The sequence below is a fragment of the Embleya sp. L77 genome (genome assembly GCF_055557415.1).
In genome coordinates this window covers 2,282,284-2,305,885 of the sequence record NZ_CM145710.1, presented here as the reverse complement: position 1 = coordinate 2,305,885, position 23,602 = coordinate 2,282,284, and the positions used below count along the sequence as shown (strand labels likewise).

The window sequence follows — 23,602 nt, the reverse complement described above, 5'->3', positions numbered from 1 at the left end:
CGCCCCGGTCGGTCCGGGACCGGGAACGCCCGGCGAGAACCGGGGCGGCGAGTCTCCGATGGACGCCGAAACCGAACCTCGCGCGGCGCGGGGTGACCGCAGCGGAGAGTGCCGGCGCTCGTCGGTGGTGTCGAAGTCTCTCGCGGCGCTGCCCTGACGCTAGCCGGGTGCGAACACGGTGGACTTCGTAGGCGCGGACGAGGGACGCCCCCGCTTTCGGTGCCATCCCACCAAGCGCGGGCCGGGACCGGCCGGTAAACGGGAGGCCCGGGGCGGGCGGTAAACGGGCAACCGGGGGCGGGGCGGGCCGTTGGACGGGGGACGCGCGGGCCGGCGGATGGAGGGCGTGCGGGACGGAGCCGGCCGCTGGCTGGAGGGGACGCGTGCGGGGTGGCCGGATGTGACTCCGCTAGCGGGATCCGTCGGCCGGCGGCGCGAGCTCGTCGCGCAGGATGGCGTAGAACGCCACGTCGCGCCATCGACCATCGCGGAAGGTGTAGGCACGCGCCACGCCCTCGCGGGTGAACCCGACCTTCTCCAGGGCGCGTTGCTCGGCCAGGTTGTCCACCTCGGTGCCGGCCTCGATCCGGGCCACCTGGGTGTGTGCGAACAGGTAGCGCACCAGCAGGAGTTGGGCCCGGGTGCCGAGCCCTCGACCGCGCGCCTCGGGGAACAGGTTGATCCCGACGTTCCAGCAGTACGCGGTGCGCGAGGTGACGATCTTGCGCCAGGCCACGAAGCCCGACACCTCCGTGCCGCAGACCACCAGCAACAGCCCCCGGTCGTCGCCGAGCAGGCCGTTCTCCGCCCACTGGCGACGCCAATATCCCGGATCCGACCAGCCGTACCAGGAGAACGGCCCGACCGCCTCGGGGTCGGTCAGGAACCGTTCGAGCAGGGATATGTCCGCTTCCGTCACCGGACGCAAGGACACCTGGTCGCCGCCACTCATGATCCGACTCCGTCCGGTCGCCGTCGGCACCGTCTGCGGCACCCGGGAGTCGGCAGCGTACGAAGCCGGTGCTCCGGGGACGCGACGGGCGCAATCGCTCGAGGCGACCGACAATACCCAGGGCGCCGACCGCGCCCACCGCCCCGGTGCGGTGGTCGCGGATCGCGGGGGGGCGGATCGCGGGGGCGGAGCACGAAGGGCGCGTCACGAGTCGCGCGGCGGCTCCTGTTCGGGGCGATTCGCCACCAGGCGACGCACCCGGGCGCGCAAGGAATTCCCGGACCCGCCGGGCAACGGCGGCTCGGCCGCCGAATCCGGCGCGGACTCGCTCCACCGACGGGCCTGCCACACCAGGGCGGCCAATTCGTCGGCACCTGACTCCCGGGATGCATCGTGCTGCGTCATGTCGAGCCGCTGCCCGCCCCAGGAGACGCCCACGGCTGCCGAATGATCACGAATGCGCGACATATCCGTAACAACGCCGACGCTCGGCTTGCCAGACGGGCGCTTCGAAAGTCTCGGCCGGCGACGTTCATCGCACAGGCTCTCGACGCCGTATGACACCGAACCACCCCGAATCAGCGCAAGATTGCCAACGACACACCCGAGCGGCACCCGAGCAAGCCCGAGCGAGCCCGAGCGAGCCGGTCCGCCGCATTCGGCATGACGCACGCCATGTTGACGCCCCGTCCGGGCGGGTGCTTTGGTGAGGCTCGCCTAATTGAAGACGTGTTCGAAATCCTGAGCGGGGTCACCTGTGTTCGCCAACTACCTGATAGGTCTGCGCGAGGGCCTGGAAGCGGCTCTGGTGGTCAGCATCCTGATCGCCTACCTCGTCAAGAGCGAGCGTCGGGACGCGTTGCCGGCGGTGTGGGCCGGGGTCGCCGCCGCGGTGGCGCTGAGCGTCGCGCTGGAGGCGACCCTCGAACTGACCTCCGCCGAGATGACCTTCGAACAACAGGAACTGTTCGGCGGCTCGCTGTCCATCGTCGCGGTGCTGCTGGTGACCTGGATGATCTTCTGGATGCGACGCACCTCGCACGCGCTGAAGGCGCAGTTGCAGGGCCGGCTCGACCACGCGTTGGCGATGGGCACCGGCGCGCTGGTGCTGACCGCGTTCCTGTCCGTGGGCCGCGAGGGCCTGGAGACCGCCGTCATCGTCTGGGGCACCGCCCGCTCCACCGGCGAGAACACCGAACCGATGATCGGCGTCGCCCTCGGCCTGGCCACCGCCGTCGTCCTCGGATACCTCTTCTACGCCGGCGCGATCCGGATCGACCTGGCCAAATTCTTCCTGTGGACCGGCGCCGGCCTGGTCGTCGTCGCCGCCGGCGTCCTCGCCTACGGCATCCACGACCTCCAGGAGGCCGACTTCCTCCCCGGCCTGAACAACCGCGCCTTCGACATCACCGACACCATCCCCCCGGACAGCTGGTACGGCACCCTGCTCAAGGGCATCCTCAACTTCCAACCCGACCCCACCGTCCTCCAGACCACCGTCTGGCTGCTCTACCTCCTCCCCGTCATGGCCCTGTTCTTCCTCCTCCCCAAGGGCCGCACCAACACCCCGGCGGCGCAGGAGTCCCCGGCCGCCGCCTGACCCACGAGCGCGGTGGACGCACCCCGCCGCCGATCCGGGGGGCGACGGGCGACGCGGTGATCATGTGGTGAGCAACCGGCCGATATCCTCTGATCCGCTTCCGCCGGGGAGCGCGGCACGTACACAGGGGGCATCCGCATGACGCAGCCGACCAGCGACGAGGGTCTGGCCGGGCAGTCGCTCGACGAAGGGGGCGCACGCACCGCGCGCTGGGCGTTCATCCGGACCGAGAGCGGCAGTGCGACCGTGCTGCTCGCCGCCACCCTGGTCGCCCTGGCCTGGGCGAACATCGGCCCCGACTCCTACGAATCGTTGTGGCACACCCACCTGTCGGTGCGGCTCGGCGACTCCGGTGTCTCCCTTGACCTGCGCGAATGGGTCAACAGCGGGCTGATGACGCTGTTCTTCTTCGTGGTCGGCCTGGAGGCCCGGCGCGAGTTCGACATGGGAGAACTGCGCGAACGGCGCCGGTTGACCCTGCCGTTGCTGGCCGGCCTCAGCGGCATGGCGGTGCCGGTGTTGATCTACCTGGCGATCAACGCGGGCGAGTCCTCGGTGCACGGGTGGGGTGCCGCGATGTCCACCGACACGGCCTTCGCGCTGGGCATGCTCGCACTGCTCGGCAGCCGCTTCCCCCGCAGGCTGCACACCTTCATCCTGACCGTCGCCGTGGTGGACGACTTCATCGCCCTGGTGGTGATCGCGGTCGCCTACAGCGACCACATCGACGTGCCCGCGCTTCTGGTGGCGCTGGCGATGCTGGTGGTGATCGTGCTGGTGCGCACCGCGAAGGTACGGCGCGGCAGCGCGTACGGCGTACTCGGCGTGATCACCTGGGTCGCGGTGCTCAAGTCGGGCGTGGATCCGGTGGTGGTCGGCCTGGTGATGGGCCTGCTGACCTTCGCCTACCCGGCGTCGCGGGCCGAATTGGAACGGGCCACCGGCCTGTTCCGCTCGTTCCGCGAACAGCCCACCCCGGAGCTGGAACGCACCGCCCGGCTGGGCATGGCGGCGGCCCTGTCGCCGAACGAGCGCCTACAGCGGATGTACCACCCGTGGACCAGCTACGTGATCGTGCCGCTGTTCGCGCTGGCCAACGCCGGCATCACGCTCGACGCCGGGCTGATCTCCCGGGCCTTCACCTCGCCGGTGACGCTGGGCATCCTGGTCGGCTACGTGGTGGGCAAGCCGTTGGGCATCATCGGCACCTCCGCGCTGACCACCCGGTTCAGTCGCGGTCGGCTGCGCCCGCCGGTCGGCTGGGGTGCCGTGGTCGGCGGCGGCGCGATCGCCGGGGTGGGCTTCACCGTGTCGCTGCTGATCGCCACGCTGGCCTTCGAGGGTGAGCGGCTCGACGAGGCCAAGGTGGGCGTACTCAGCGCCGTGGTCTGCTCGTTCGTGGTGACCTGGCTGGTCTCGGTGGCGATCGCCGCGATGCCGCGCCCGGCCCGCTCGCGGGCACTGCTGGGCACCGCCCAGAGCCTGGTCGACCTGGCCGTGCCGGTGGACCCCGAGCGCGACCACATCCGCGGTCCGATCGACGCCCCGGTGACGCTGGTGGAGTACGGCGACTTCGAATGCCCCTACTGCGGTCTGGCCGAGCCGGTGGTGCGCGAACTGCTCGCCGACTTCGGCGACGTGCGCTACGTGTGGCGCCACCTGCCGCTGCCGGACGTGCATCCGCGGGCCCGACTGGCCGCGATCGCCGCCGAGGCGGCGGCCGAGCAGGGCGCGTTCTGGGAGATGCTCGACCGTCTCCTGCAGAACCAGGACGCGCTCAAGCCCGGCGATCTGCTCGCCCACGCGAAGGCGCTGGGACTGGATGTGGAGGAGTTCCGGATCGCGCTGCGCGCCCATCGCGGCGCCGACCGGGTGACGGAGGACGAGGAGTCCGCCGACCTGAGCGGGGTCTCCGGCACTCCGACGTTCTTCGTCAACGGCCGCCGCCACCACGGCCCGTACGACATCGACGGACTCACCACTGCAGTGCACGCAGCCAAGGAGCGCGCGCTGATGGACCGCTGAGCGGCCGGGTCGGTCGGTGGCAGGACCGCGCCGCCGGCACCTCCCGCCCGAACCGATCAACCGCCGTGAGCACGCCGTGACTTCACACCGCCGAGCGCTCGCATCGGCCCGTCGCCGACCCGACGGACCGTCGTATTGCCCGGATCCGGGCACTCCTGCGGGTGGTGCTTCGTTGGCACGGCAAGTTCCTTTGATGCCTTGACGATTACGCTTCGGGGTTCCTAGGGTGCGGTGAGTAGTCGCCTCCGGAAAGGTTGGTTCACGATGCTCGGTCAGTCCGTCTTATCCGATCGACGGTTCGTGTCATGACGGTGGGGCCCGACACACTCACGGCCCTGCTGAAGGGCAAGGACGTTCTTCCGGCGGGCTGGGAATCGGTGTTCGGCATGGTGGCCCGCGAGGACTTCGTGCCCGCCCGGATCTGGCCGGACGACAGCGATGCGCCGTTGGACCGCGATCGCGATCCGGAGGCCTGGCGCCGGGCGGTCTATTCGGATCGGGCGCTGGTGACCCAGTGGGACGACGGCCGGCACACCGGCACCGCCGCCGGGCGGCTGGCCACCTCGTCGGCCTCCACCCCGTCCACGCTCGCGGAGATGCTCTACGACCTGGACGCGGCGCCGGGCATGCGGGTGTTGGAGGTCGGCACCGGCACCGGCTACAGCGCCGGCTTGCTGGCGGCGCGCGGCTGCCGGGTGACCTCGATCGAGGTCGACCCGCAACTGGCCCGCCGGGCACGGGAGAACCTGGCCGCCGCCGGATTCGGCAACTTCGTCGAGGTGGTCACCGGCGACGGCACGCTCGGCCACCGGGCGGGCAGCCCGTACGAACGCATCCAAGTCACCGCGGGGGTCCGGCGCGTGCCGTCGGCGTGGGTCGAACAGGCCGCGCCGGGCGCGGTGATCGTGCTCCCGTGGGGCACCGACTACGGCAGCGGCGACTGCGCGCTGCGCCTGGTCGTCGACCCGGATCGCCGCACCGCCAGCGGGCCGTTCACCCTGGCCACCGCATTCATGAAGCTGCGTGCGCATCACCCGCACTGGGGCCGCTACGGCGGCGCCGCGCTCCCCGAGGACTGGGCCGCCTACGCGCATCCGACCACCACCACGCTCGGCTACGACGACGTGGTGGGCGGCCCGTTCGACCCGGTGGCCCTGGTGCTGGGCCTGTGTGTGCCCGACTGCCTGGCCCGCCCGGTCTTGCACGGCGCGCTCGGCGGCACGTTGTGGCTCTACGGCGCCGACACCGGCCACGGCCACTCGATCGCCGCCGCCCACTTCGCCGTCGGCGAGCCGCCGACGATTCGCCAGTCCGGCCCCCGCCGGTTGTGGGACGAGGTCGAGGCGACCTGGTACTGGTGGCATTCCCAGGGCCGTCCCTCCATTCACGAGTTCGGCCTCACCGTACGCCTCGCCGACGACGACACGGTCGAGCAACAACCCTGGTACCGCAGCCGCGACCACCCCCTCGTCGCGCCGGCCCACGACTGGACACCGCCCCCGAGCGAGTGACCCGGCTCGGCACACCCGGCGCCGCCGCGCCGGGGGTGATCGGGACCTGTCGCGGGTCAGGCCCGCGGGAAGCCGGCGTCGGCGAGCCAGGTCAGCGAGGCGTCCGCGATGTCGGGCCAACCGTGGTCGACGATCAGCGAGTGGCCGCGGTCGTCGAAACAGCGATATTCGGTGGTGGCACGGGACTTGCCGTATCGCTTGAAGGTGGCGCGGGTCAGCACGTCCGGCACGGTGTGGTCCAGCTTCCCGGACAGGAGCAGGAGCGGTCCGCGGGACTGGTTCTCGGTGGCCACCCTCGCGGCCGAGTTCGGGGTGAGGTTGCCCAGCATCAACTGGAAGAGCGGCCGGGCCGGACTGGGGATCGTCCACGCCGCGAACAGGTCCTCGGACTCCTTGCGGGAGACGGCGTTGGCGAAGGCGTAGCGGAACCGGTCCTGATTCAGCGACACCGCGCGCTTGGTGTTGGCGGGATTGCGCAGGAACGGGAACGCCGACTTCGCCTGGGCCGGACCGATCGCCTTGACCCCCTTGATCCGGCCGGGACAGATCGCCACGGTCGCCGCGGCGAGCCCCTCGCCCAACAGCCGCTGGGCAATGAAGCCGCCGACGCAGTGACCGACCAGGACGGGCGGGGAGGGCAACTCGCGAATCACCCGGACGTGCGCCTCGGCGATCTCCGCGAGACCGACGCCGCCCTGCTGCTCCGGCTGTCGGCGGGCCGCCAGGACAGTGTCGGGAACACCGGGCCACTCCGGCATCAGCGGTTCGTATCCCGCGTCGCGAAACCGCTCGGCCCAGGCCCGCCAACTGGTCGAGTGCAGCCACAGGCCATGGATGAACACGACGGGTGTGCGCTTGGTTGTCATGCGTCGCCTCGCTCGCGAATGGCTCGATCCGGGGATCGCCGCGGAGACGGCCTTCGTGGCGGGCAGCGGTGCGACCGACGCCGCTCGGCCCCGCCGGTCGCGCCTGCGACCGGGCCACACGAAGATCCTTTACCGCCACTGTGTCACCACCGCCGCCCGATCGCGCGCCGAAACCGGTCCCGCCGGGTCGGGCAGGCGCCCTCGCGGCCGGTACGCGCGACCGGCATGCGGCGAACCGGCCCTATCGCCCGACCCGTTGCGGCCGGCGCGGTGCCCTTGCCCGGCCCGGGTCGGGTGCGGTGGTGGGGCAACGGTCGCCGATGGGCTTCATGTATGGTTTCTACAGATGTGTAGAAGCCCGGTTTCGACGGATTCGAGTCGGACGAGACCGCTCCGTCGCCTGCGGATCAGGGGTGGAACTGTGCCGAATGATCATCGAGAGCGGTCCACGGCCGACGGCCCGGAGACCAAGTGGGTGCAAGCTCCTCCGGAGGAGGAGATCCGTCACGTCTACGAGCCGGTGGAGATCCGTAATCGCGACGGCAGTTGGGCGCTCGGGCGGATCAACGCCCGGTGGCACGGCGATCGCGGGCAGGACTGGTGCCGCCTGCGGATCGTGGGCAGCGATCGCCCGGCCCGCTGGGTCCCGTTCGATCCGGACGTGTTCGTCGAATTGCAGATCGACGGGACCTGACGCCCCTCCCCTCGCCGCTCGGCGGAGGCCGACTCCCGGCAACGGCCCGGTTCCGCCGCCGCGTAGGCTCGGATGCCTTCGAGACGACACCGGGTATGCCGAGGGCGTCGCGCCCTGGCGGCGGCACGTCGCGGTGAACCCGGTCGGCGCCGCCGGGCCGAGCCGCCTCGTCGCCCGCGGGGTGATCGCGCGTGGCACGGCGGGCGGATTGTCGACGTCGGCTCACGCGGCGCGTTCCGTGGTGAACCGGATCATCCGGCCTGCGCACCCAACTCATCGAGGGCAGGTCCCGGTCCTCCTCGATGGCGGTGGCGGGCAGCCGCACAACCGCACCGATCGCGGCGGTACCGGCCATCGGCGGTACCGCCGCGATCCGCGGCGCCGGTGTGCGGTCAGCGACCCTGGAGGGCCTTGACGTTGTTGCCGAAGGACCAGCTCTTGGAGCCGTCCCAGTTCAGCGACCAGGTCATCAGGCCCTTGAGGCCGCCGCTGTAGCGGTTCCATGCCTGGGCGACCTGAGACGGCGTCATGTAGCCGCCGCCCGCGCCCGGTTGCGCGGGCAGCCCGGGAACCTGCTTGTCGAAGGGCACCTTGATCGTGGTGCCCTGCACGACCAGTCCGCGGTTGAGGCAGTCCGTCTGCGCGGTGAAGCCGGCGACCGTGCCGGCGGAGTACGAGTCGCCCGAGCAGCCGTACATGTTGCCGTTGTAGTACTGCATGTTCAGCCACCACAGCCGACCGTTGTCCGCGTACTTCTTCACGATCGGCAGGTACGCGCCCCAGATCGAGCCGTAGACCACGCTGCCGCCGGTGACGTAGGCCGTCTCGGGTGCCATGGTCAGGCCGAAGTTGCTCGGCATCTGGGCGAGGATGCCGTCGATGATGTGCACCAGGTTGGCCTGTGAGGTGGACAGTGTGTTGATGTTGCCACCGCCGACCAGGCCGGTCTCGATGTCGATGTCGATGCCGTCGAAGTTGTAGGTCTTGAGGATCGGCACGATGGTCGCGATGAACCGGTCCGCGACGGTGCGGGAGTTGAGGTCGATGCCGGCCGCCGCCCCGCCGATGGACATCAGGATGGTGGCGCCGGCCTCCTTGGCCTGACACATCTCGGTCGGCGTCGCGACCTTGACGGTCGAGTCCATCCCGTCCTGCCACAGCGCGGTGCCGTCGCCGAGGATGACCGGGAAGGCCGCGTTGAGCACGTTGTAGCCGTGGGCGGCGATCCGCGAGTCGGTGATCGGGGTCCAGCCGAACGGCGGGTGCACACCGTTCACCGCACCGTCCCAGTTCTCCCAGTAGCCCTGGAGCACCTTGCCCGCGGGCTTCGACTTGACCGCGCAGGTGCTGCCCACCGGCGCGCTCGCGCGCTTCGGGGAAGGCGAAGTGCCGTTCGTGTCGGCGTTGTTCGGTGCGGCCGCGACCGACCCGGCAACGGTGAAGGCGACCGCGAGGGCGGCCCCCAGAAGGCGTGACGTGCGACCCATCATGCTCGATTCCCTTTCGGCACTTCGAGCACGACCGGGCACGGAAGGAACGTCCTGCGTGGCACGCCTGCCTCCCGGGCGGGGACGGGCCCGGAGATTCACGTGGTGCGATTGCCACGACCGTAAAGTGGTCCAGACCTTACGGTCAATAGGTCTGGACCACCGGCAAAGTCCGGCAAATGCCGCCGGGCCCGAAACCCCGGCCCGCCTGCGGTATTCGTCCGCTCCGACGATGGGAGTGCGCAACACGCCGATGGACTCCACTTCGACCTCGACGACGTCTCCGGGGCGGAGGAACTGCGGCGGGGTCATCGCCACGCCGACACCGGCCGCGCCGACACTACTGCGCGTCGACCGAGTCGACACAGTGTTGACCACTTCGACAACACGTCGATACGGTGGCCGGGCCACCACCACCCGGTAGGCGTGTGCGCCGGCCGACCCGGGGTGTCGTACGCATGGTCCGGTCTCGGACGACCCGCACGCGTCCGATCGCGAAATGGGGACTGGCATGGCCTCGGAACACGTCGACGTCCTGATCGTCGGAGCCGGCCTCTCCGGCATCGGCGCCGCCTGTCACCTGCGGCAGCGTGTACCGGGCAAGTCGGTGCTGATCCTGGAGGGCCGCGACGCGATCGGCGGGACCTGGGACCTGTTCCGCTATCCCGGGATCCGCTCGGACTCGGACATGCACACCCTGGGCTACTCGTTCCGACCGTGGACCGCCGCCGAGTCGATCGCCGAAGGCGCGGCGATCCGGGACTACATCCGCGACACCGCACGCGAGCACGGCGTGGACCGGATGGTGCGCTTCGGCCACCGGGTGGTCGAGGCCGAGTGGTCCGCCGAGACGGCCCGCTGGACCGTCCGGGCCCTTCGTACCCCCGCGAGCGCGGAGCCAGGCGCGGGCGCGGGCGCCGAGCCTGCCACGGACCCGGCCGGTGGCGGCGATGCCGAAAGCGTGGAACTGACCTGCTCGTTCCTGTTCGGGTGCACCGGCTACTTCCGCTACGACCAGGGCTACACACCCGAGTTCCCCGGTATCGAGAAGTTCGCCGGCCCGGTGGTGCACCCCCAGGCGTGGCCCGAGGACCTGGATCACGCCGACCGACGGATCGTGGTGATCGGGAGCGGCGCGACCGCCGTCACCCTGGTCCCCGCGCTGGCCCGCACGGCCGCGCACGTGACCATGCTCCAGCGCTCGCCCGGCTACGTGATGGCGCTGCCCGCGCGCGACGCGCTGGGCGCGCGGCTGCGCCGGGTGTTGCCGGACCGGGCGGCGTATTCGCTGATCCGGGCCAAGAACATCGGCATGGCCATGCTCGCCTTCCACGTCTCACGCCGAGCGCCCGCGCTGATGAAGTCGCTGCTGCGCAGGGGCGCGATCCGCCGATTGCCCGAAGGCTACGACGTGGACACCCACTTCGCGCCCCGCTACGACCCGTGGGACCAACGCATGTGCTTCGTCCCCGACGGCGACCTGTTCACCGCGCTGCGCGGCGAGCGCGCCTCGATCGTCACCGACACGATCGCCGGCTTCACCGAGACCGGTGTGCTCCTGGAGTCCGGCGCCGAACTGCCCGCAGACATCGTGGTATCCGCGACCGGGCTGAACCTGCTCGCCCTCGGCGGCATGACGCTGCGCGTGGACGGGACACCGGTCGAACCGTCCCGGACGGTGGCCTACAAGGGCATGATGCTCTCCGGTGTGCCCAACTTCGCGCTCACGATCGGCTATTCCAACGCCTCCTGGACGCTCAAGTGCGACCTGGTCGGCGAGTACGTATGCCGCCTGCTGAACCACATGGACGCACACGACTACCAGGTGTGCACGCCGCAGGCCCCCGCGGCCGACGCACCGCTGGAGCCGCTGATCGACCTCAAGTCCGGCTATGTGCAGCGGGGTACCGCGTTGTTGCCCAAACAGGGGCCGACCACCCCATGGCGGCTGCACCAGAACTATCCGCGCGACGTGCTGATGCTCCGCCACGGCTCCCTCCGGGACCGGGGAATGCGCTTCGGGCGCAGCTCGGACCGGCCGAGTCCGGTACCGAGCGGGACCGACTGAATCGGGCCCGGCCGAATCGGACCGGCCGAGTCCGGTGGCCGGCGGCACCGACTGAATCGGGCCCGGCCGAACCGGACCGGCCGAGTCCGGTGCCCAGCGGGACCGACCGAATCGGGCCCGGACGAACGGGTGTTCCGGGGCCGGAACGGGGATCCCGGCCCCGGAACGTCAGGGGGTGATTCCGTGACGCGGAATCAGTTCTTCTCCACCTCCAGCCGGGGCAGCACCTTCGCCAGCGGAGCCGGCAGCCACCACGCGCGCGGGCCGAGCAGTTGCATGATCGCGGGCACGATCAGGCAGCGGATGATCACCGCGTCCACGAAGATGGCCACCGCCATGCCCAACCCCAGCTGCTGAAGCGCGCGTTGCGGGCTGAGCAGGAAGGCGCTGAAGACCACGATCATGATCGCGCCCGCCGCGGTGATCACCGAACCGGTGTGCGCCAGGCCCTCGCGAACGGCCAGCGCATGGTCGCGGGTACGCCGCCACTCCTCGTGGATCCGCGAGACCAGGAAGATCTCGTAGTCCATCGAGAGGCCGAAGATCACCGCGAACACCACGACCGGCACCCACGGTTCGATCGGTCCGGCCTCGGCACCGAGCATCCCGTGCTGGAAGACCAGGGACATCGCACCGAGCGCGGCGCCGATGCTGAGCAAATTCAACACCGCGGCCTTGAGCGGGATCAGCAGTGATCGGAAGACCATCATCAACAACACGATGGCCACCCCCACCACGATCACGATGAACAGCGGCATGCGGTCGGCGACCTTGGCCGAGTAGTCCTCGGCCGCGGCGGTGGCACCGCCGACCAGGTACCGGGCACCGGTGGTCGCGGCCACCGACGGCAGCACATGCTCGCGCAGTTCGGTGACCAGGTCGGAGGTGTCCCGATCCTGCGGCGAGGAGGTCGGGAAGACGATCACGGTGGCGACCGCCGCATCGCCCGTGGTCGTCGGGCCGACCGCCGCGCGCACCCCCGGGGTTTCGCGCAGGGCGGCGGCGACCGCGGTACCGGCCTCGCGGGCACCACCCGTGCCGCCCTCGACGACCACGATCAGCGGCCCGTTGAAGCCCGCGCCGAATCCGTCGGCCAACAGGTCGTAGGCCTTGCGACTGGTGGTGTCGGCCGGCTCGTTGCCCGCGTCCGAGAAGCCGAGCCGCAGGCTGAGGGCCGGTACCGCCAAGGCACCCAGCGCGACCACCGCGATCAGGAGCGCGACCAACGGGCGGCGCTGCGCCGCGGTACCGACCCTGCGCCACGCGGTGCCCTCGGGGGCCTTGCCCCGCTCGGCGCGCTTGACCGCCCGGGCCACGAACTGGCGGGCGAATCGCTTGCCGAACACGGCCAGCAGTGCGGGCAGCAGGGTGAGCGAGGCGACCATGGTCCCCAGCACGGTCAACGCCACCGCCAGGGCCATGCCCTGGAGCGACCCGAGACCGAGGGCGACCAGCCCGAGCAGCGCCGCGATCACCGTACAGCCGGCGAAGAACACCGAACGGCCGGCCGCGTCCAACGCGATGGTGCCGGCCCGCTCCGGCGCGGTACCGCGCACCAGTTCGCTGCGGAACCGGGCGAAGATCAGCAGCGCGTAGTCGATGCCCACGCCCAAACCGACCAGGATCATCACGAACGGCACCCAGCTCGCGATGGTGAACGCCTGGGAGGCGGCCACCACGACGGCGATCGAGGAGCCGACCGCGAACAGCGCGGTGATGATCGGCAGTCCGGCCGCGATCAGGGTGCCGAACAGGAAGACCAGGATGATCAGCGCGGCCACGATGCCCACGCCCTCGGCTCCGCCGCCGTCGCCCTGGGTCATCGTCCGGGCCGCCTCGCCGCCCAACTCGACGTGCAGGCCGTCGTGTTGCGCCCGGCGCGCGGTGTCGAAGATGTGCTTGGTCTGCGCGGTGGTCATCTCCTCCGACGTGCCGGACAACACCACGGTGGCATAGCCGACCCGCCCGTTCGCGGCGATCGCGGACGGGTCCTCGTACGGGCTGCGCACCTGGGCGACCCTGGGCAGGCCGGCCACCTGGGCGAGCATCGCGTCCACCCGCTGTCGGGTCGGCTCGGCGCGCAGTCCCCCGGCGTCGCGCAGCACGATCTGCAGCGTGTCGCCCGCCTCTGCCGACGCGTGCCTCGCCAGCAGGTCCGAGGCCCGTTGCGACTCGGCACCCGGGATCGAGTAGTCCTCGTGGTAGTCGTCACCGACCACCGAGGCCACCCCCCAGGTGCCGATCAGTACGGCCACCCACAGGCCGAGAACCAGCCACTTGCGCCGATGCGCGAAACCGGCGAGTCGGGCGAACGTTCCCACGCGGTCGGCGGCGCGCGGGACTTCCTCGATGAACGTCATGGATCTTCTTCCGGCTCGCGGACGTTGCCGAAGGGCACGGGCATCGTGGATATGACGCATCCCGACGCCCCGATGTGACCGATCGACGAACGAACCTCGTGCCGAGGCCGCCGAACCGACGCCGGCGGTGGTCGGCGGCCGTGCGCTCGCGGGCCGGTCAGGCCCGCGCGGCGACCTCGCTCAGGTAGGCGTTCGTCCGCTCCGGCTCGTACAGGAAGTTCTCGAAGTCGGCCGGTGTGTCGATGGCCCGGGCCACCCGGTCGGCGACCTCCTGATGCTCGTTGCCGGCCGCGAGCAGCCGCACCACGTGCTCGGGCGGCGGCGCGAGCAGCGCGGTGGTGAACTTCACCGAGTGCCGGGCGTACGCCCAGAACCGCTCGAAGGTCTCCTGCATCCAGTCCCGGTCGAACGGCTTGTCACCGTGCTCGACGATCGCGGCCAGGTACACCGCCGCCGCGCGAGCCGCGCTGTTCGCGCCCTGGCCGGTGATCGGGTCGTTCGCCACCACCACGTCGGCGATGCCCAAGGCAAGCCCGCCCGACGGCAGTTCGGCCACCGGACGGCGCACCACGGGGGTGAACGCGCCGCTGAGCACGCCCAGCGCGTCGGTCAACTCGGCCGCCCGGGTGCGCTCGTAGTCCCAGGGCGCGTGGGTGCGGATCAACTCCAGGGTGGACGCCCAGTGTTCCAGCGGATCGCGGACGCCGGCGAAGCGGTCGAACGGCCCGCCCGGTATCGCCTCGACCAGGATGATCTCGCACGGCCCGGACAGGGTGAGCCCGGGCAGGTAGTACAACTCGCCCAGGCCGGGAATCACGTTCAGGTGGACCGCCTGCCGGCCGACCTCCGGGCGGGGCGTGACGCCGTGCACGTAGGACACGGCCAGGTGCCGCTGCGGCACCGTGTGTACCGAGCGCTCGTGGTCGCGGTCGAACATGGTGACCAGTTCGCCCTTGCCCGCCGCGACGATCACCAGGTCGTAGTGCCGGCTGTACCAGTCGATGTCGCCGACCGAGACCGGGTGCAACACCACATGGCCGCCCCGGCGGGCGAACAGTTCCAGCCACGCGGACATCTTCACCCGCTGGTCGACCGACTCGGACCCGCCCATGTCGCCGAGCCAGTCCACGAACGGCACGCCGTCCGGCCCGGGGATGGTGAATCCGGTGTGCGGCAGCTTGGGCACCTGCTCGTCCCACAGGTCCAGCCCCTGGGCGGCCTCCAGGGCCAGTTGCGAGGGGAACATCATCTGCGTCGAACTGACCCGGCCGGCCCGGATCTCCTCCGGCGTCCGCTCGGTCATCACGGTGACGTCGTAGCCACGGTCCTGGAGCCCCAGCGCGAGCTGAAGCCCGGAGTGGCCGGCACCGACGACGAGGATCCTGCGCACGGATGACGCTCCTTCCGGTTCACGGTCGAATGCATGCTATGACCACGCATCCTGCCGGTCGGCGGGAGCCCTCCGTACCGCCGTGGCCCGGACCCGGACCCGGCCTAGCCGATTGCGGCGCGGCGGTGGGCGCGGGCGAGCAGCCAGGGGATGGTCAGGGCTGCGGGGTCGGGAGCAGGTAGGAGCGGCTGGCGCGGCGGTCGGCGATCCGGACCAGGGCTTCCAGGAAGGCGAGTCGGAAGGGCCCCATGCCCGGCGCGTCGCGCAGCCGCAACACCCGCTCGGTCCAAGCCGTCGGCGGGCCCGCGATGCCGGTCCGGCGGCCGGGCCGGGGGCCGATCCGCGCGCCGGCCGGGCCGGTTGCTCGGGCTCCGTGCGCGACGCCGGTCTCCGGATCGGCTGCGGTTCCACCGCGGAGGCCGTCCCCGGCGCCGCCGGCGAAGAGCATCGTGGGATCCAGCACGATCGCCGGCACCCACCGGTCGCCGGGCAACTCCACCGGGCCCAACCGGTCACCCGCCTCGACGCCGAGCACGCGCGGCACGGCCCGCTCGGCCTCGTCCGGCATCGGCCGCACCGACACCCGGACCTGCCCGTGGTGCGCGGCGACAGGTACGTGATCAGTTCGGCGTCGGCCGCGTCGTGCAGCAGGCGCACGTCCGGGTGCAGGAGGGCGAGTGCGGAGACCAGTTCGTGGCGGAAGTGTGCGCGCGAGTGCCGACCCCGGTCGTGGCCCGATTTCGCCCAGGGGCCCGGGCCCGGTGGTTCGGCGCCCGGCGGGCAGTCGTCGCACAACATCGCCTGGAACGCGTCGTGCGCCTTGCCCAGGTCGTGGTACCGCCCGGCGACGGCCGCCGACTCGACCAGGTGCCCGGGGATCACGAAGCCGGTCTCGGCCAACTCCTGTGCCACCAACCGCACATCACGTTCGACGTCGGCGGACCGCGCGGACGCGATCCGCGCCCGGGCCCGCACCGAGCCGTGGCAGCCGGGCGGACCGGGCGAATTTGCCCGGCGCGAGCCCTCCCGGGACCCGCTGCGGCATCCCCCGAACGGGCCGGGTCCGTCGCCTATGGTGGGAGTCATGGAGAGTCTGCCGGAGCACATATCCGAGAACGTCAACCCGTTGCGCGCGCTTTCGCTCGACGTGCTGCGGCAACGCACCAGCGAGAAGTGGCGGGCCTACCCGGAGGACGTGCTCCCGGTGTGGGTGGCCGAGATGGACGTCCCGCTGGCCGACCCGATCGCCCGGGCGATCATCGACGCGGTCCGCCTGGGCGACACCGGCTACGCCTCGGGCACCGGCTACGCCCGGGCCCTGGCCGACTTCGCGGCCAAGCGCTGGGACTGGCACACCCTCGCGGTGGAGCGCACCGCGATCGTGCCGGACGTGATGCTCGGCGTGGTCGAGATGCTCAAGCTGGTCACCGACCCCGGCGGCCGAGTGATCGTCAACTCTCCGGTGTACCCGCCGTTCTTCATGTTCGTCACGCACATGGACCGGCAGATCGTCGAGGCCCCGCTCGGAACGGATCACCGGATCGACCTCGACGTCCTGGAGGCGGCGTTCCGCACCACGACCGCGACCGGCGAGCGGGTCGCCTACCTGCTGTGCAGCCCGCACAACCCGACCGGCACCGTGCACACCGAGGCGGAACTGGCCGCCGTGGCCGCGCTGGCCGCCGAGTACGGGGTGCGCGTGGTGGTGGACGAGATCCACGCGCCGCTCGCCCCGCCGGACGTGTTCGTGCCCTACCTGCGCGTACCGGGCGCCGCGAACGGCCTGTCGCTGATGTCCGCGTCCAAGGGCTGGAACCTGGCCGGCCTCAAGGCCGCCCTCGCCGTGGCCGGCCCGGGGGCCGCGGACGACCTGGCCCGGCTGCCCGTGGAGGTGGCGGACGGCCCCAGCCACGTCGGGGTGATCGCGCACACCGCGGCCCTGCGCGACGGCGCGGCCTGGCTGGACGCGCTCCTGGCCGGGCTCGCCGAGAACCGGCGGCTGCTGGCCCGACTGCTCGCCGAGCAGTTGCCGAAGGTGCACTACACCCCGGCCGAAAGCACCTATCTGGCCTGGCTGGACTGCCGCGAACTGGGCCTGGGCGACAGCCCGGCGACGCACTTCCTCGACCGGGGCCGGGTCGCGCTGACCTGCGGCACCGGCTTCGGCACCGGCGGTGCGGGACACGCCCGCTTCAATCTGGCCACCCACCCCGACATCGTCGCCGAGGCGGTTCGGCGGATGGCCGCCTCGATCTGATCCGCGGGCGATCGTCGCGGGTGCGGCGGGGCGGGGCGCGGCGCGGCGCGGCGGGCTGCTCGGCCGGCGGGCTGCTCGGCCGGCGGTGCCGAGGCCGCACGGTCGGTGCGGTGGGCGCGGCCTCACTGCGGTGGGTGCTTCACCGCGGCGGGCGTGCGCTCACTGCGGTGGGCGCGGCCGGGCCGCGTGCTCCAGGGCATGCAGGAGGTGGACGGCGGACGCGTCGGTGTAATCGTGGCGCAGCGCCCACAGCGCGACCTCGGTGGGGAACTGCACGTCGGCGAAGGCGATCACCACGACGCTGCCGTCCAGGAACAGCCGGCTGCGTGCGCTGCCCAGGTCTATCCAGGTCTCCGCGACCGCGAGCGCGGCGTCCTCGTCCGCGCACGGCAGACACGCGAAGCGGCCGTCCAGCAGTCCGACGGGCAGGATCGACGCGGCGTGCCGGACCTCGGCGAGGTGCTCCTCGAACGCGCGCCGGTGCTCGTGCGCGGGCCACGGCAGGCGGGAGCGCCACAGCAGGCACGTACACCACGCGAGTACCGGCGCGGTGTCCGGTTCGGCCTCGGCGTCGAGGGTGCCGGCCCGGTCGGGGTGGCCGGCCCGGTCCGGGTGCGGTTCGGTGCGTAGTTCGTGTGCGGCCCGGATCCGCGCATCCGGCGTGTCGGAGTCCGCCGGTCGATTCGGTTCTTCCTCGCTCAACGATCCGCTTCCGTTCTCGATGATCCGCCCACCCCGCAGGACAGCACGGTAGTCCAACCACCCGGATCGCGGGCGGCGGGCGCGTTTGGCTGTGACTTGGATCGCTTCACGGCGTGGGATCTTGCACGGTAAGTGGCGTACTGGGTGTGGTCCCGCGCGGCGGTGCCGGCTCGTTGTGCTGAGGCGCGATCGTGGTGGCGTACGTCGAAGCGCGAACAGGCGGCGGGCGCTCGGTCCGCGGCCCCATGTCCGCGTCGGGCTGTGTGGCGCCGACCGGGTGTCGGCTTGTCCGAGTACGGTCCCGACCATGAAGGACCTGGTGGTTGGCGAGGCGGGGACCGGCGTCGAGGACCTGGAGTTCTACACGTTCGGCGCAGAGCCGTTCACGGCGGCAGAACTCGCCGGGGTCGCCCGGTACAGCGGGACTGTGTACGCGTCAGCGTTGTACGGCTGCTTCGACGCGTTCGACATCGAGCACATCCGCTGGCACGAGCGCGCCTTCGGTCCCGCTGAGACGCGGGAGATGCTCGCGGCGCACGGCATGCTGCTGTCGCGGTGGGCCGAAGCCGTCGACTCCCTCCTCGCCGACCTGGCCACCTGCACCGCCGAGCGCACCTGCTACGGCACCGCCGCCCGGCGGTACCTGGAGGCGAAGGCCGACGAGTACCACCGCACGAGGCAGGCGTTTGAGCGCGCGGTCACCGTGTGGGCGTTGGGCTTGGCCGACGGCGGCCTGGACGGCTACCCGCCGATCACCCGCGGTGTCGACTTCGCCATGCAGGCGCTGTCGGCCGACCCGTCGTGGTGATGTGCGCAGGTTGGTCCCCATGCCGTGACTCTGTTGGTGATGTTGTCCGAACCCCCCTCGACAACGGATCCCTCGCCCTACCCCGAGCACGGCCGCACCCGCCTCGGTGCCTTCGATTGCCAGGCGCCGGGGTACGAGGCGCGGTCATCTCCAGGCGCACAAGCACGCATCGAAGATCGCCAACAGAGTCACGCCGTTGGCTGGACAGACCCTCCGGCCGCTGCTGCCGGTCTCGCATCGGGGCCGGAAGCGGTTGGACGACCGAACCGTGCTCAAACGAACAAAGCCGGCTGCGGGACGCCCCGGTCTCAGCCGAGCAGTTCCTCCAGGGCGTCTGTGAGCCGGTCGTGTGTGCCCGGGGCCAGCCGGTAGTACACGTAGTAGCTGTGCCGCTCGGGCTTCGCCCAGCCCGCCTCGGCCAGGAGTTTCAGGTGTTTGGAGATGGCGGCCTCGGTGAGGCCGATCAGACCGGCGAGTTCGCGGGTGGATCGCGGGTACGCGGCCAGGAGTTGGAGCATCTGCAGCCGGGTGGGGTGGGCGGCGGCGCGGAGCAGTTGGAGCAGGTCGTCCGGGGGGACCGGCGGGTGCGCCTTGCGCTGCATGGCGTCCAGTGCGTAGGTGACGTGCACGCTCCGCCGTTCGCGGCCCGCCCGGCGGTCATGGTGGCCGGTAACGGCGACCAGGGGCCAGGCGAAGTGGGAGGGCGTGAGCAAGAACCGGTCCTGCGGACCGAGCGTGAACTCCATCGGCGCGGCGGCGCGGCTGCGTGCCGGCGCGATCAGCAGCTCGTCCCCCTCCTGGATGACGCGCAGATGAGGGGCGAGCCCGTCCAGCATCGGCGCCAGGCCGTGCCGGTGCCCGGCGCCGTTGCGCCGGGCGATGTCGGCCAGCAGATACCTCTCCAGGGACGGCCACTCCGGGGCGAGACAGGCGTCCCAGTACGCGGACAGGAATCCGGCGAACCGTCCGCGGGAGCGCTCGGGATCGTCGATGAGCTCCCGCAGAACGGGCAGCGAGGCCGGGTGCCGCGCCTGGACGGCGTTCATCGCCCCCTCGCGTAAGGCGGGATCGGTCAGGAACTCGTCCAACCGGAGCCGAGAGGCACGTCCGTTCCTTTCCAGGGCCCCGGCGAGCAACTCTTCCGCGTAATGCTCGACCGGCGCGTCGCGCAGCGCCGCCAATTCGTCCGGCCATGTCGATACTTGCCCCGGGCGCCAGATTCGCGGAAAGCCCAGCGGACGGCTGTGGCACCAGAAAGCGAATTTGTCCGCCTCGTCCCTGAGATCGGCGTTCATGCGTTCGCGTGCTTTCAGCGTCCAGGAAATGTGCAGCGGGTGCCGCTTCACCGAGCCGAGCACGTGCAGGCTGCGCAGCGCCTCGTGGCCCGGTGAGCAACCGAAGGCCACCAGGCCGGGATCCGCCGTGGTCAGGCGTATGCGGATGTTCATCGGGACACTCCAGTGGGCTGCGATCAACTCGTTCGTGAATCGGTTGGGGCGGGCCGCAGGGGCGCCATACCGTTCCCCTGTCCAAAGCACGGCCATCCCCGCACTATCGCGACAGCGACGTATGGAACGCATACAGGTCGTCGATCGGCTCGGGTGGGTGGCTGCGGCCACTTTCGAAATCCAGACAGAAATGGGTGATCTCGCATGACGACTCGCCGGGCGGCTCTCGGGCTCCTGGGGGCCACTTCGGTCGCCGCTACCACCGGAGCACTGACGGCCCGGGCCACCGGGTCGGCCGCCGCTGACGCGGATTCGCATCGGGTACCGAAGGGCCTGCGGCCCGGCGGCGAGTTGGACCGGTTCGTCGCGGAACAGGCGGCCAAGGACGTGTTCTCCGGCTCCCTCCTGATCACGTACCGGGGCCGGACCGTCCTGTCCCGGTCGTACGGCATGGCCGACAAGGCGCGGGCCGTGCCCAACGGGCCCGACACGCTGTTCGGCCTGGCCTCGGTCGCCAAACTGTTCACCGCCGTGGCGGTGGCGCAACTCGCACAGCGCGCCAAGCTGCAGTACTACGACACACTCGGCACACACCTGGACGGGTTTCCGGCCGAGATCGCCGACCGGGTGACGATCCACCACCTGCTGACCCACACTTCGGGCCTGGGCGACTACATGGGCGCGCCCGGGTACTGGGCGACGGCCCGCACCTGGACCAGCGTGCGGCAGCAGATGGACGACACCGGCCGGTTCGTCAGAGGGGAGACGCCGGCCTTCCCGCCGGGTGCGGGCAGCAGGTACAGCAACTCGGCGTACCACCTGCTCGGGGAGATCGTCGCGCGGGTGTCCGGGCAGGAGTACCACGACTACGTCCGCGAGCACGTCTTCCGCGCCGCCGGGATGGACAGCGCCGACTACTACACCCTGCCGCAGATGCGCCAGGACCGCCGGATCGCCCATGGCTACTACCGCCCGCCGGGGTCAGCGGACCGGATCGACAACCTCGACGAACAGATCTTCCTGCCCGGCGCGTTCGCGACCTGCACCCAGATGGCACGGTTCGCCCACGCACTCTGGGAGAAGAGGCTGCTGAACCCGGCGTACACCCTGCTGACGCTCAGCCCGAAGCTGCCCACGCCGCCACCGCCCGGCCCGGAACGACTGACCGTGTTCGGCGGCTATGGCCCAGGCGCCACGCTCACCGGCGACCAGTGGTCGTACGGACACAACGGCGGTGCCAGCAACGGAGCCGCGGCCGAGCTGGTGTTCTACCCGGACAGCGGGTACGTGACAGCGATCCTGTCCAACTACGAGATGGAAAGCATCCGGGGCATCCCGTCCCTGGCCCGGCGGCTGATCACCGGGGGCTAGAAGGCCGATGAAAATCTTGGGACCGGTTCCGCCGCGTCAGCGGCGGAACCGGTCGTGTTTCGGGTGCGGTGCCCCGTTCAGGCGGTGACGGGCAGATGCCAGGTGTTTCCGTCGTGGGTGAGGCCGAGGCGGATCAGGGTGCGGAGGTTGATCGCGGCGGCGCGGACGTGGAGCCAACGATCGTTGGTGACGGTGCCGCGGTGGCGGAGTCTGCGGTTGCCGCGGGCGACGATCCAGGCGACCGCGCGTTCCACCGGTGGGCGCCAACGCCGGTACTCGGCCTGCCAGTTCGGGTCGGTGGCGGCTTGTCGGCGTGCGGCGGCGAGGTGGTCGTGGTGAGGGCGGATCGTGAGGATCCGCCCGGCTTTGGCCTTGGTGCACCGGCCTCGGAGCGGGCAGTCGACGCAGCGGTCGCCGAAGAACGCCTTGCGCTGGTGGTGGCGTCCGGCCGGGGCGCGCCGGGGGTCTGGCGGCGCTGGACAAGGCACCACGCTCGGACAAGGGAACACGGAAGATCTCCGACGATCTGGTGAAGCTCGTGGAAGGGCTGGCGCTGCGCACCCCGCCGGTGCCGGCGACGGTGATCCACCGCCAGGCCGCCGCCGTGGCCGAAGCACGCGGCTGGCCCGCGCCCGGGTACTGGACCGTGTACCGGATCGTCGCCGCCCTGGACCCCGGGCTCGTGGTGATGGCGCTCCAAGGGAGCAAGCGGTACCGGGAGGTGTTCGAGTTGGTGTACCGGCGCGAGGCGAAGACCCCCAACGAGATCTGGCAGGCCGACCACACCCAGCTGGACCTGTGGGTCCTGGACGACAAGGGCAAATCCGCCCGCCCCTGGCTGACCGTCGTCGAGGACGACCACTCCCGGGCGGTGGCCGGCTACTCGGTCGGCCTGGACGCCCCGAACGCGCTGTCCACCGCGCTGGCGTTCAGGCACGCGCTCTGGCGCAAGCCCGAACCCGACTGGCACGTGTGCGGCATCCCGACCGTGTTCCACCTCGACCACGGCACCGACTTCACCTCCGCCCAGCACCCGACGTCGACACCGGAGCCGACCCGCAGCCGGCCCTGGAGCCGACGGCCTCCGGCCCCTCTCCCGGGCCGTACGACAACGGCGACCGGCCCCCACAAGCCGACCCGCCCACGGCGATCCCCCACCCGCGGGGCCCGGCCCCGATCATGGCGACCAAGGAACACCGCCGCTTCCTGGAGTTCGCCGACGCCGTGCGGCGCAAACGCTACGTCGGGCTCTGCTTCGGCGCCCCCGGCGTCGGAAAGACCGAGAGCGCCCGTGCCTACACCCGCTGGGACCAACTCGCGCCGCACCTGGCCGGCACCCGCGCCACCGGCACCGACCCCACCGACGCACCCGTCGGCGAAGTCCTGGCCGCCCGCGCCGTCCTCTACACCCCCAAAGTCCACTCCACCCCGCTCCGCCTCGACAAGGAGATCTCCTACCTGTGCGACCGCCTCGGCTGGACCGTCGAACTCATGCTCGCCACCGGCCGCGGCGGCGCCGACCCCACCGACCCCACAGGCGACCGGTCCCGCTTGGCGGAACTGCTCATCGTCGAAGAGGCAGACCGACTCAAGACCGCCGCCCTGGAGCAACTGCGCGACCACCACGACCGCACCGGCATCGGGCTCATCCTCATCGGCATGCCCGGCATCGAGAAACGCCTCGCCCGCTACCCCCAGCTGTACTCCCGCGTCGGCTTCGTCCACCACTACAAGCCGCTCTCCGTCGAGGAGCAGGCCTTCGTCCTCGCCCGCCACTGGCCCCACCTGCACCTCGACAACACCGACGACTACGCCACCAAAGAGGCCGTCGCCGCCGTCATCCGCATCACCAACGGCAACTTCCGCCTCACCACCCGCCTCGTCGACCAGATCGAACGCATCCTGGAAATCAACCAGATCACCACCGTCACCAAAGAAGTCGTCGAAGCCGCACGCGAGAACCTCGTCATCGGCATCATGTGACCCCCACACCCTGAAGCGCCGCCGCCGCCGATCAGGGAGCGGCGGCGCTTCGCTCTCCATGAGCCTCAACAACACCACGG

The 23,602-nt window shown here is 71.2% G+C and carries 19 protein-coding genes; 9 read left to right on the top strand and 10 right to left on the bottom strand.

The window, feature by feature from the left end; all coding sequences use genetic code 11:
• Positions 1–409 precede the first annotated feature (409 nt).
• Complete coding sequence (locus ACZOOI_RS39830; RefSeq protein ID WP_465281693.1) at positions 410–952, bottom strand: GNAT family N-acetyltransferase; 543 nt, start codon at positions 950–952, stop codon at positions 410–412.
• 204 nt (positions 953–1,156) lie between these two features.
• Positions 1,157–1,357 carry a hypothetical protein gene (locus tag ACZOOI_RS39825; RefSeq protein ID WP_465281692.1) on the bottom strand — a complete coding sequence of 67 codons (201 nt, stop codon included), beginning with the start codon at positions 1,355–1,357 and terminating at the stop codon, positions 1,157–1,159.
• 352 nt (positions 1,358–1,709) lie between these two features.
• On the opposite strand from ACZOOI_RS39825, the gene efeU reads away from it, so the two are divergent.
• From efeU to ACZOOI_RS39810, 3 genes are all read left to right on the top strand, one after another.
• Positions 1,710–2,552: an iron uptake transporter permease EfeU gene (gene efeU, locus ACZOOI_RS39820; protein WP_465281691.1), complete on the top strand. Its 843-nt coding sequence runs from the start codon at positions 1,710–1,712 to the stop codon at positions 2,550–2,552.
• 138 nt (positions 2,553–2,690) lie between these two features.
• Positions 2,691–4,577 (top strand): Na+/H+ antiporter NhaA, encoded by a 1,887-nt coding sequence (nhaA, locus tag ACZOOI_RS39815; RefSeq protein WP_465281690.1) that lies wholly within the window; start codon positions 2,691–2,693, stop codon positions 4,575–4,577.
• A gap of 305 nt (positions 4,578–4,882) precedes the next feature.
• Positions 4,883–6,088 (top strand): methyltransferase domain-containing protein, encoded by a 1,206-nt coding sequence (locus ACZOOI_RS39810; protein WP_465281689.1) that lies wholly within the window; start codon positions 4,883–4,885, stop codon positions 6,086–6,088.
• Between the two features lie 56 nt (positions 6,089–6,144).
• On the opposite strand, the gene ACZOOI_RS39805 is transcribed toward ACZOOI_RS39810, so the two are convergent.
• Positions 6,145–6,954, bottom strand: a complete 810-nt coding sequence (locus tag ACZOOI_RS39805; protein WP_465281688.1) for an alpha/beta hydrolase — start codon at positions 6,952–6,954, stop codon at positions 6,145–6,147.
• A gap of 475 nt (positions 6,955–7,429) precedes the next feature.
• Between ACZOOI_RS39805 and ACZOOI_RS39800 the strand changes: the two genes are divergently transcribed.
• Positions 7,430–7,648 carry a hypothetical protein gene (locus ACZOOI_RS39800; protein ID WP_465281687.1) on the top strand — a complete coding sequence of 73 codons (219 nt, stop codon included), beginning with the start codon at positions 7,430–7,432 and terminating at the stop codon, positions 7,646–7,648.
• Between the two features lie 392 nt (positions 7,649–8,040).
• On the opposite strand, the gene ACZOOI_RS39795 is transcribed toward ACZOOI_RS39800, so the two are convergent.
• A complete protein-coding gene (locus ACZOOI_RS39795; RefSeq protein WP_465284145.1) occupies positions 8,041–9,135 on the bottom strand; it encodes a chitinase in 1,095 nt (364 codons plus the stop codon).
• A 511-nt stretch (positions 9,136–9,646) separates the two neighbouring features.
• Here ACZOOI_RS39795 and ACZOOI_RS39790 point away from each other — a divergent pair.
• Positions 9,647–11,203 (top strand): flavin-containing monooxygenase, encoded by a 1,557-nt coding sequence (locus ACZOOI_RS39790; protein WP_465281686.1) that lies wholly within the window; start codon positions 9,647–9,649, stop codon positions 11,201–11,203.
• A 194-nt stretch (positions 11,204–11,397) separates the two neighbouring features.
• Here ACZOOI_RS39790 and ACZOOI_RS39785 read toward each other — a convergent pair whose 3' ends face one another.
• The 3 genes from ACZOOI_RS39785 to ACZOOI_RS39775 all read right to left on the bottom strand — a co-directional run bounded on the left by ACZOOI_RS39785 (position 11,398) and on the right by ACZOOI_RS39775 (position 15,521).
• Positions 11,398–13,563 (bottom strand): MMPL family transporter, encoded by a 2,166-nt coding sequence (locus tag ACZOOI_RS39785; RefSeq protein WP_465281685.1) that lies wholly within the window; start codon positions 13,561–13,563, stop codon positions 11,398–11,400.
• A 157-nt stretch (positions 13,564–13,720) separates the two neighbouring features.
• Positions 13,721–14,953, bottom strand: a complete 1,233-nt coding sequence (locus ACZOOI_RS39780) for a styrene monooxygenase/indole monooxygenase family protein (protein ID WP_465281684.1) — start codon at positions 14,951–14,953, stop codon at positions 13,721–13,723.
• Positions 14,954–15,107: 154 nt separating this feature from the next.
• Complete coding sequence (locus ACZOOI_RS39775) at positions 15,108–15,521, bottom strand: hypothetical protein (RefSeq protein ID WP_465281683.1); 414 nt, start codon at positions 15,519–15,521, stop codon at positions 15,108–15,110.
• 516 nt (positions 15,522–16,037) lie between these two features.
• Between ACZOOI_RS39775 and ACZOOI_RS39770 the strand changes: the two genes are divergently transcribed.
• Entirely contained in the window at positions 16,038–17,210 is a 1,173-nt protein-coding gene (locus tag ACZOOI_RS39770; RefSeq protein ID WP_465281682.1) for a MalY/PatB family protein, read from the top strand.
• A gap of 159 nt (positions 17,211–17,369) precedes the next feature.
• Here the strand turns inward: ACZOOI_RS39770 and ACZOOI_RS39765 are convergent, their stop codons facing one another.
• Positions 17,370–17,912, bottom strand: a complete 543-nt coding sequence (locus ACZOOI_RS39765; protein WP_465281681.1) for a hypothetical protein — start codon at positions 17,910–17,912, stop codon at positions 17,370–17,372.
• Positions 17,913–18,219: 307 nt separating this feature from the next.
• On the opposite strand from ACZOOI_RS39765, the gene ACZOOI_RS39760 reads away from it, so the two are divergent.
• Positions 18,220–18,720: a hypothetical protein gene (locus ACZOOI_RS39760; RefSeq protein WP_465281680.1), complete on the top strand. Its 501-nt coding sequence runs from the start codon at positions 18,220–18,222 to the stop codon at positions 18,718–18,720.
• A gap of 308 nt (positions 18,721–19,028) precedes the next feature.
• Here ACZOOI_RS39760 and ACZOOI_RS39755 read toward each other — a convergent pair whose 3' ends face one another.
• Positions 19,029–20,168 carry an ArsR/SmtB family transcription factor gene (locus tag ACZOOI_RS39755; RefSeq protein WP_465281679.1) on the bottom strand — a complete coding sequence of 380 codons (1,140 nt, stop codon included), beginning with the start codon at positions 20,166–20,168 and terminating at the stop codon, positions 19,029–19,031.
• Positions 20,169–20,372: 204 nt separating this feature from the next.
• On the opposite strand from ACZOOI_RS39755, the gene ACZOOI_RS39750 reads away from it, so the two are divergent.
• Complete coding sequence (locus ACZOOI_RS39750; protein WP_465281678.1) at positions 20,373–21,539, top strand: serine hydrolase domain-containing protein; 1,167 nt, start codon at positions 20,373–20,375, stop codon at positions 21,537–21,539.
• 77 nt (positions 21,540–21,616) lie between these two features.
• Here the strand turns inward: ACZOOI_RS39750 and ACZOOI_RS39745 are convergent, their stop codons facing one another.
• Positions 21,617–22,030, bottom strand: a complete 414-nt coding sequence (locus ACZOOI_RS39745; RefSeq protein WP_465281677.1) for a transposase — start codon at positions 22,028–22,030, stop codon at positions 21,617–21,619.
• Positions 22,031–22,718: 688 nt separating this feature from the next.
• Here ACZOOI_RS39745 and ACZOOI_RS39740 point away from each other — a divergent pair.
• On the top strand, positions 22,719–23,522 hold the full coding sequence (locus ACZOOI_RS39740; protein ID WP_465281676.1) for an AAA family ATPase: 804 nt from the start codon (positions 22,719–22,721) through the stop codon (positions 23,520–23,522).
• Positions 23,523–23,602: the final 80 nt, after the last annotated feature.

Coding starts and splice junctions, on each gene's coding strand:
- ACZOOI_RS39825 (WP_465281692.1), bottom strand. CDS start 1,357: ATGACGCAGCACGATGCATCCCGGGAGTCAGGTGCCGACGAATTGGCC.
- ACZOOI_RS39810 (WP_465281689.1), top strand. CDS start 4,883: ATGACGGTGGGGCCCGACACACTCACGGCCCTGCTGAAGGGCAAGGAC.
- ACZOOI_RS39785 (WP_465281685.1), bottom strand. CDS start 13,563: ATGACGTTCATCGAGGAAGTCCCGCGCGCCGCCGACCGCGTGGGAACG.
- ACZOOI_RS39760 (WP_465281680.1), top strand. CDS start 18,220: ATGAAGGACCTGGTGGTTGGCGAGGCGGGGACCGGCGTCGAGGACCTG.
- ACZOOI_RS39790 (WP_465281686.1), top strand. CDS start 9,647: ATGGCCTCGGAACACGTCGACGTCCTGATCGTCGGAGCCGGCCTCTCC.
- ACZOOI_RS39775 (WP_465281683.1), bottom strand. CDS start 15,521: ATGCCGGACGAGGCCGAGCGGGCCGTGCCGCGCGTGCTCGGCGTCGAG.
- ACZOOI_RS39750 (WP_465281678.1), top strand. CDS start 20,373: ATGACGACTCGCCGGGCGGCTCTCGGGCTCCTGGGGGCCACTTCGGTC.
- ACZOOI_RS39830 (WP_465281693.1), bottom strand. CDS start 952: ATGAGTGGCGGCGACCAGGTGTCCTTGCGTCCGGTGACGGAAGCGGAC.
- ACZOOI_RS39795 (WP_465284145.1), bottom strand. CDS start 9,135: ATGGGTCGCACGTCACGCCTTCTGGGGGCCGCCCTCGCGGTCGCCTTC.
- ACZOOI_RS39755 (WP_465281679.1), bottom strand. CDS start 20,168: ATGAACATCCGCATACGCCTGACCACGGCGGATCCCGGCCTGGTGGCC.
- ACZOOI_RS39770 (WP_465281682.1), top strand. CDS start 16,038: ATGGAGAGTCTGCCGGAGCACATATCCGAGAACGTCAACCCGTTGCGC.
- ACZOOI_RS39740 (WP_465281676.1), top strand. CDS start 22,719: ATGGCGACCAAGGAACACCGCCGCTTCCTGGAGTTCGCCGACGCCGTG.
- ACZOOI_RS39805 (WP_465281688.1), bottom strand. CDS start 6,954: ATGACAACCAAGCGCACACCCGTCGTGTTCATCCATGGCCTGTGGCTG.
- nhaA (WP_465281690.1), top strand. CDS start 2,691: ATGACGCAGCCGACCAGCGACGAGGGTCTGGCCGGGCAGTCGCTCGAC.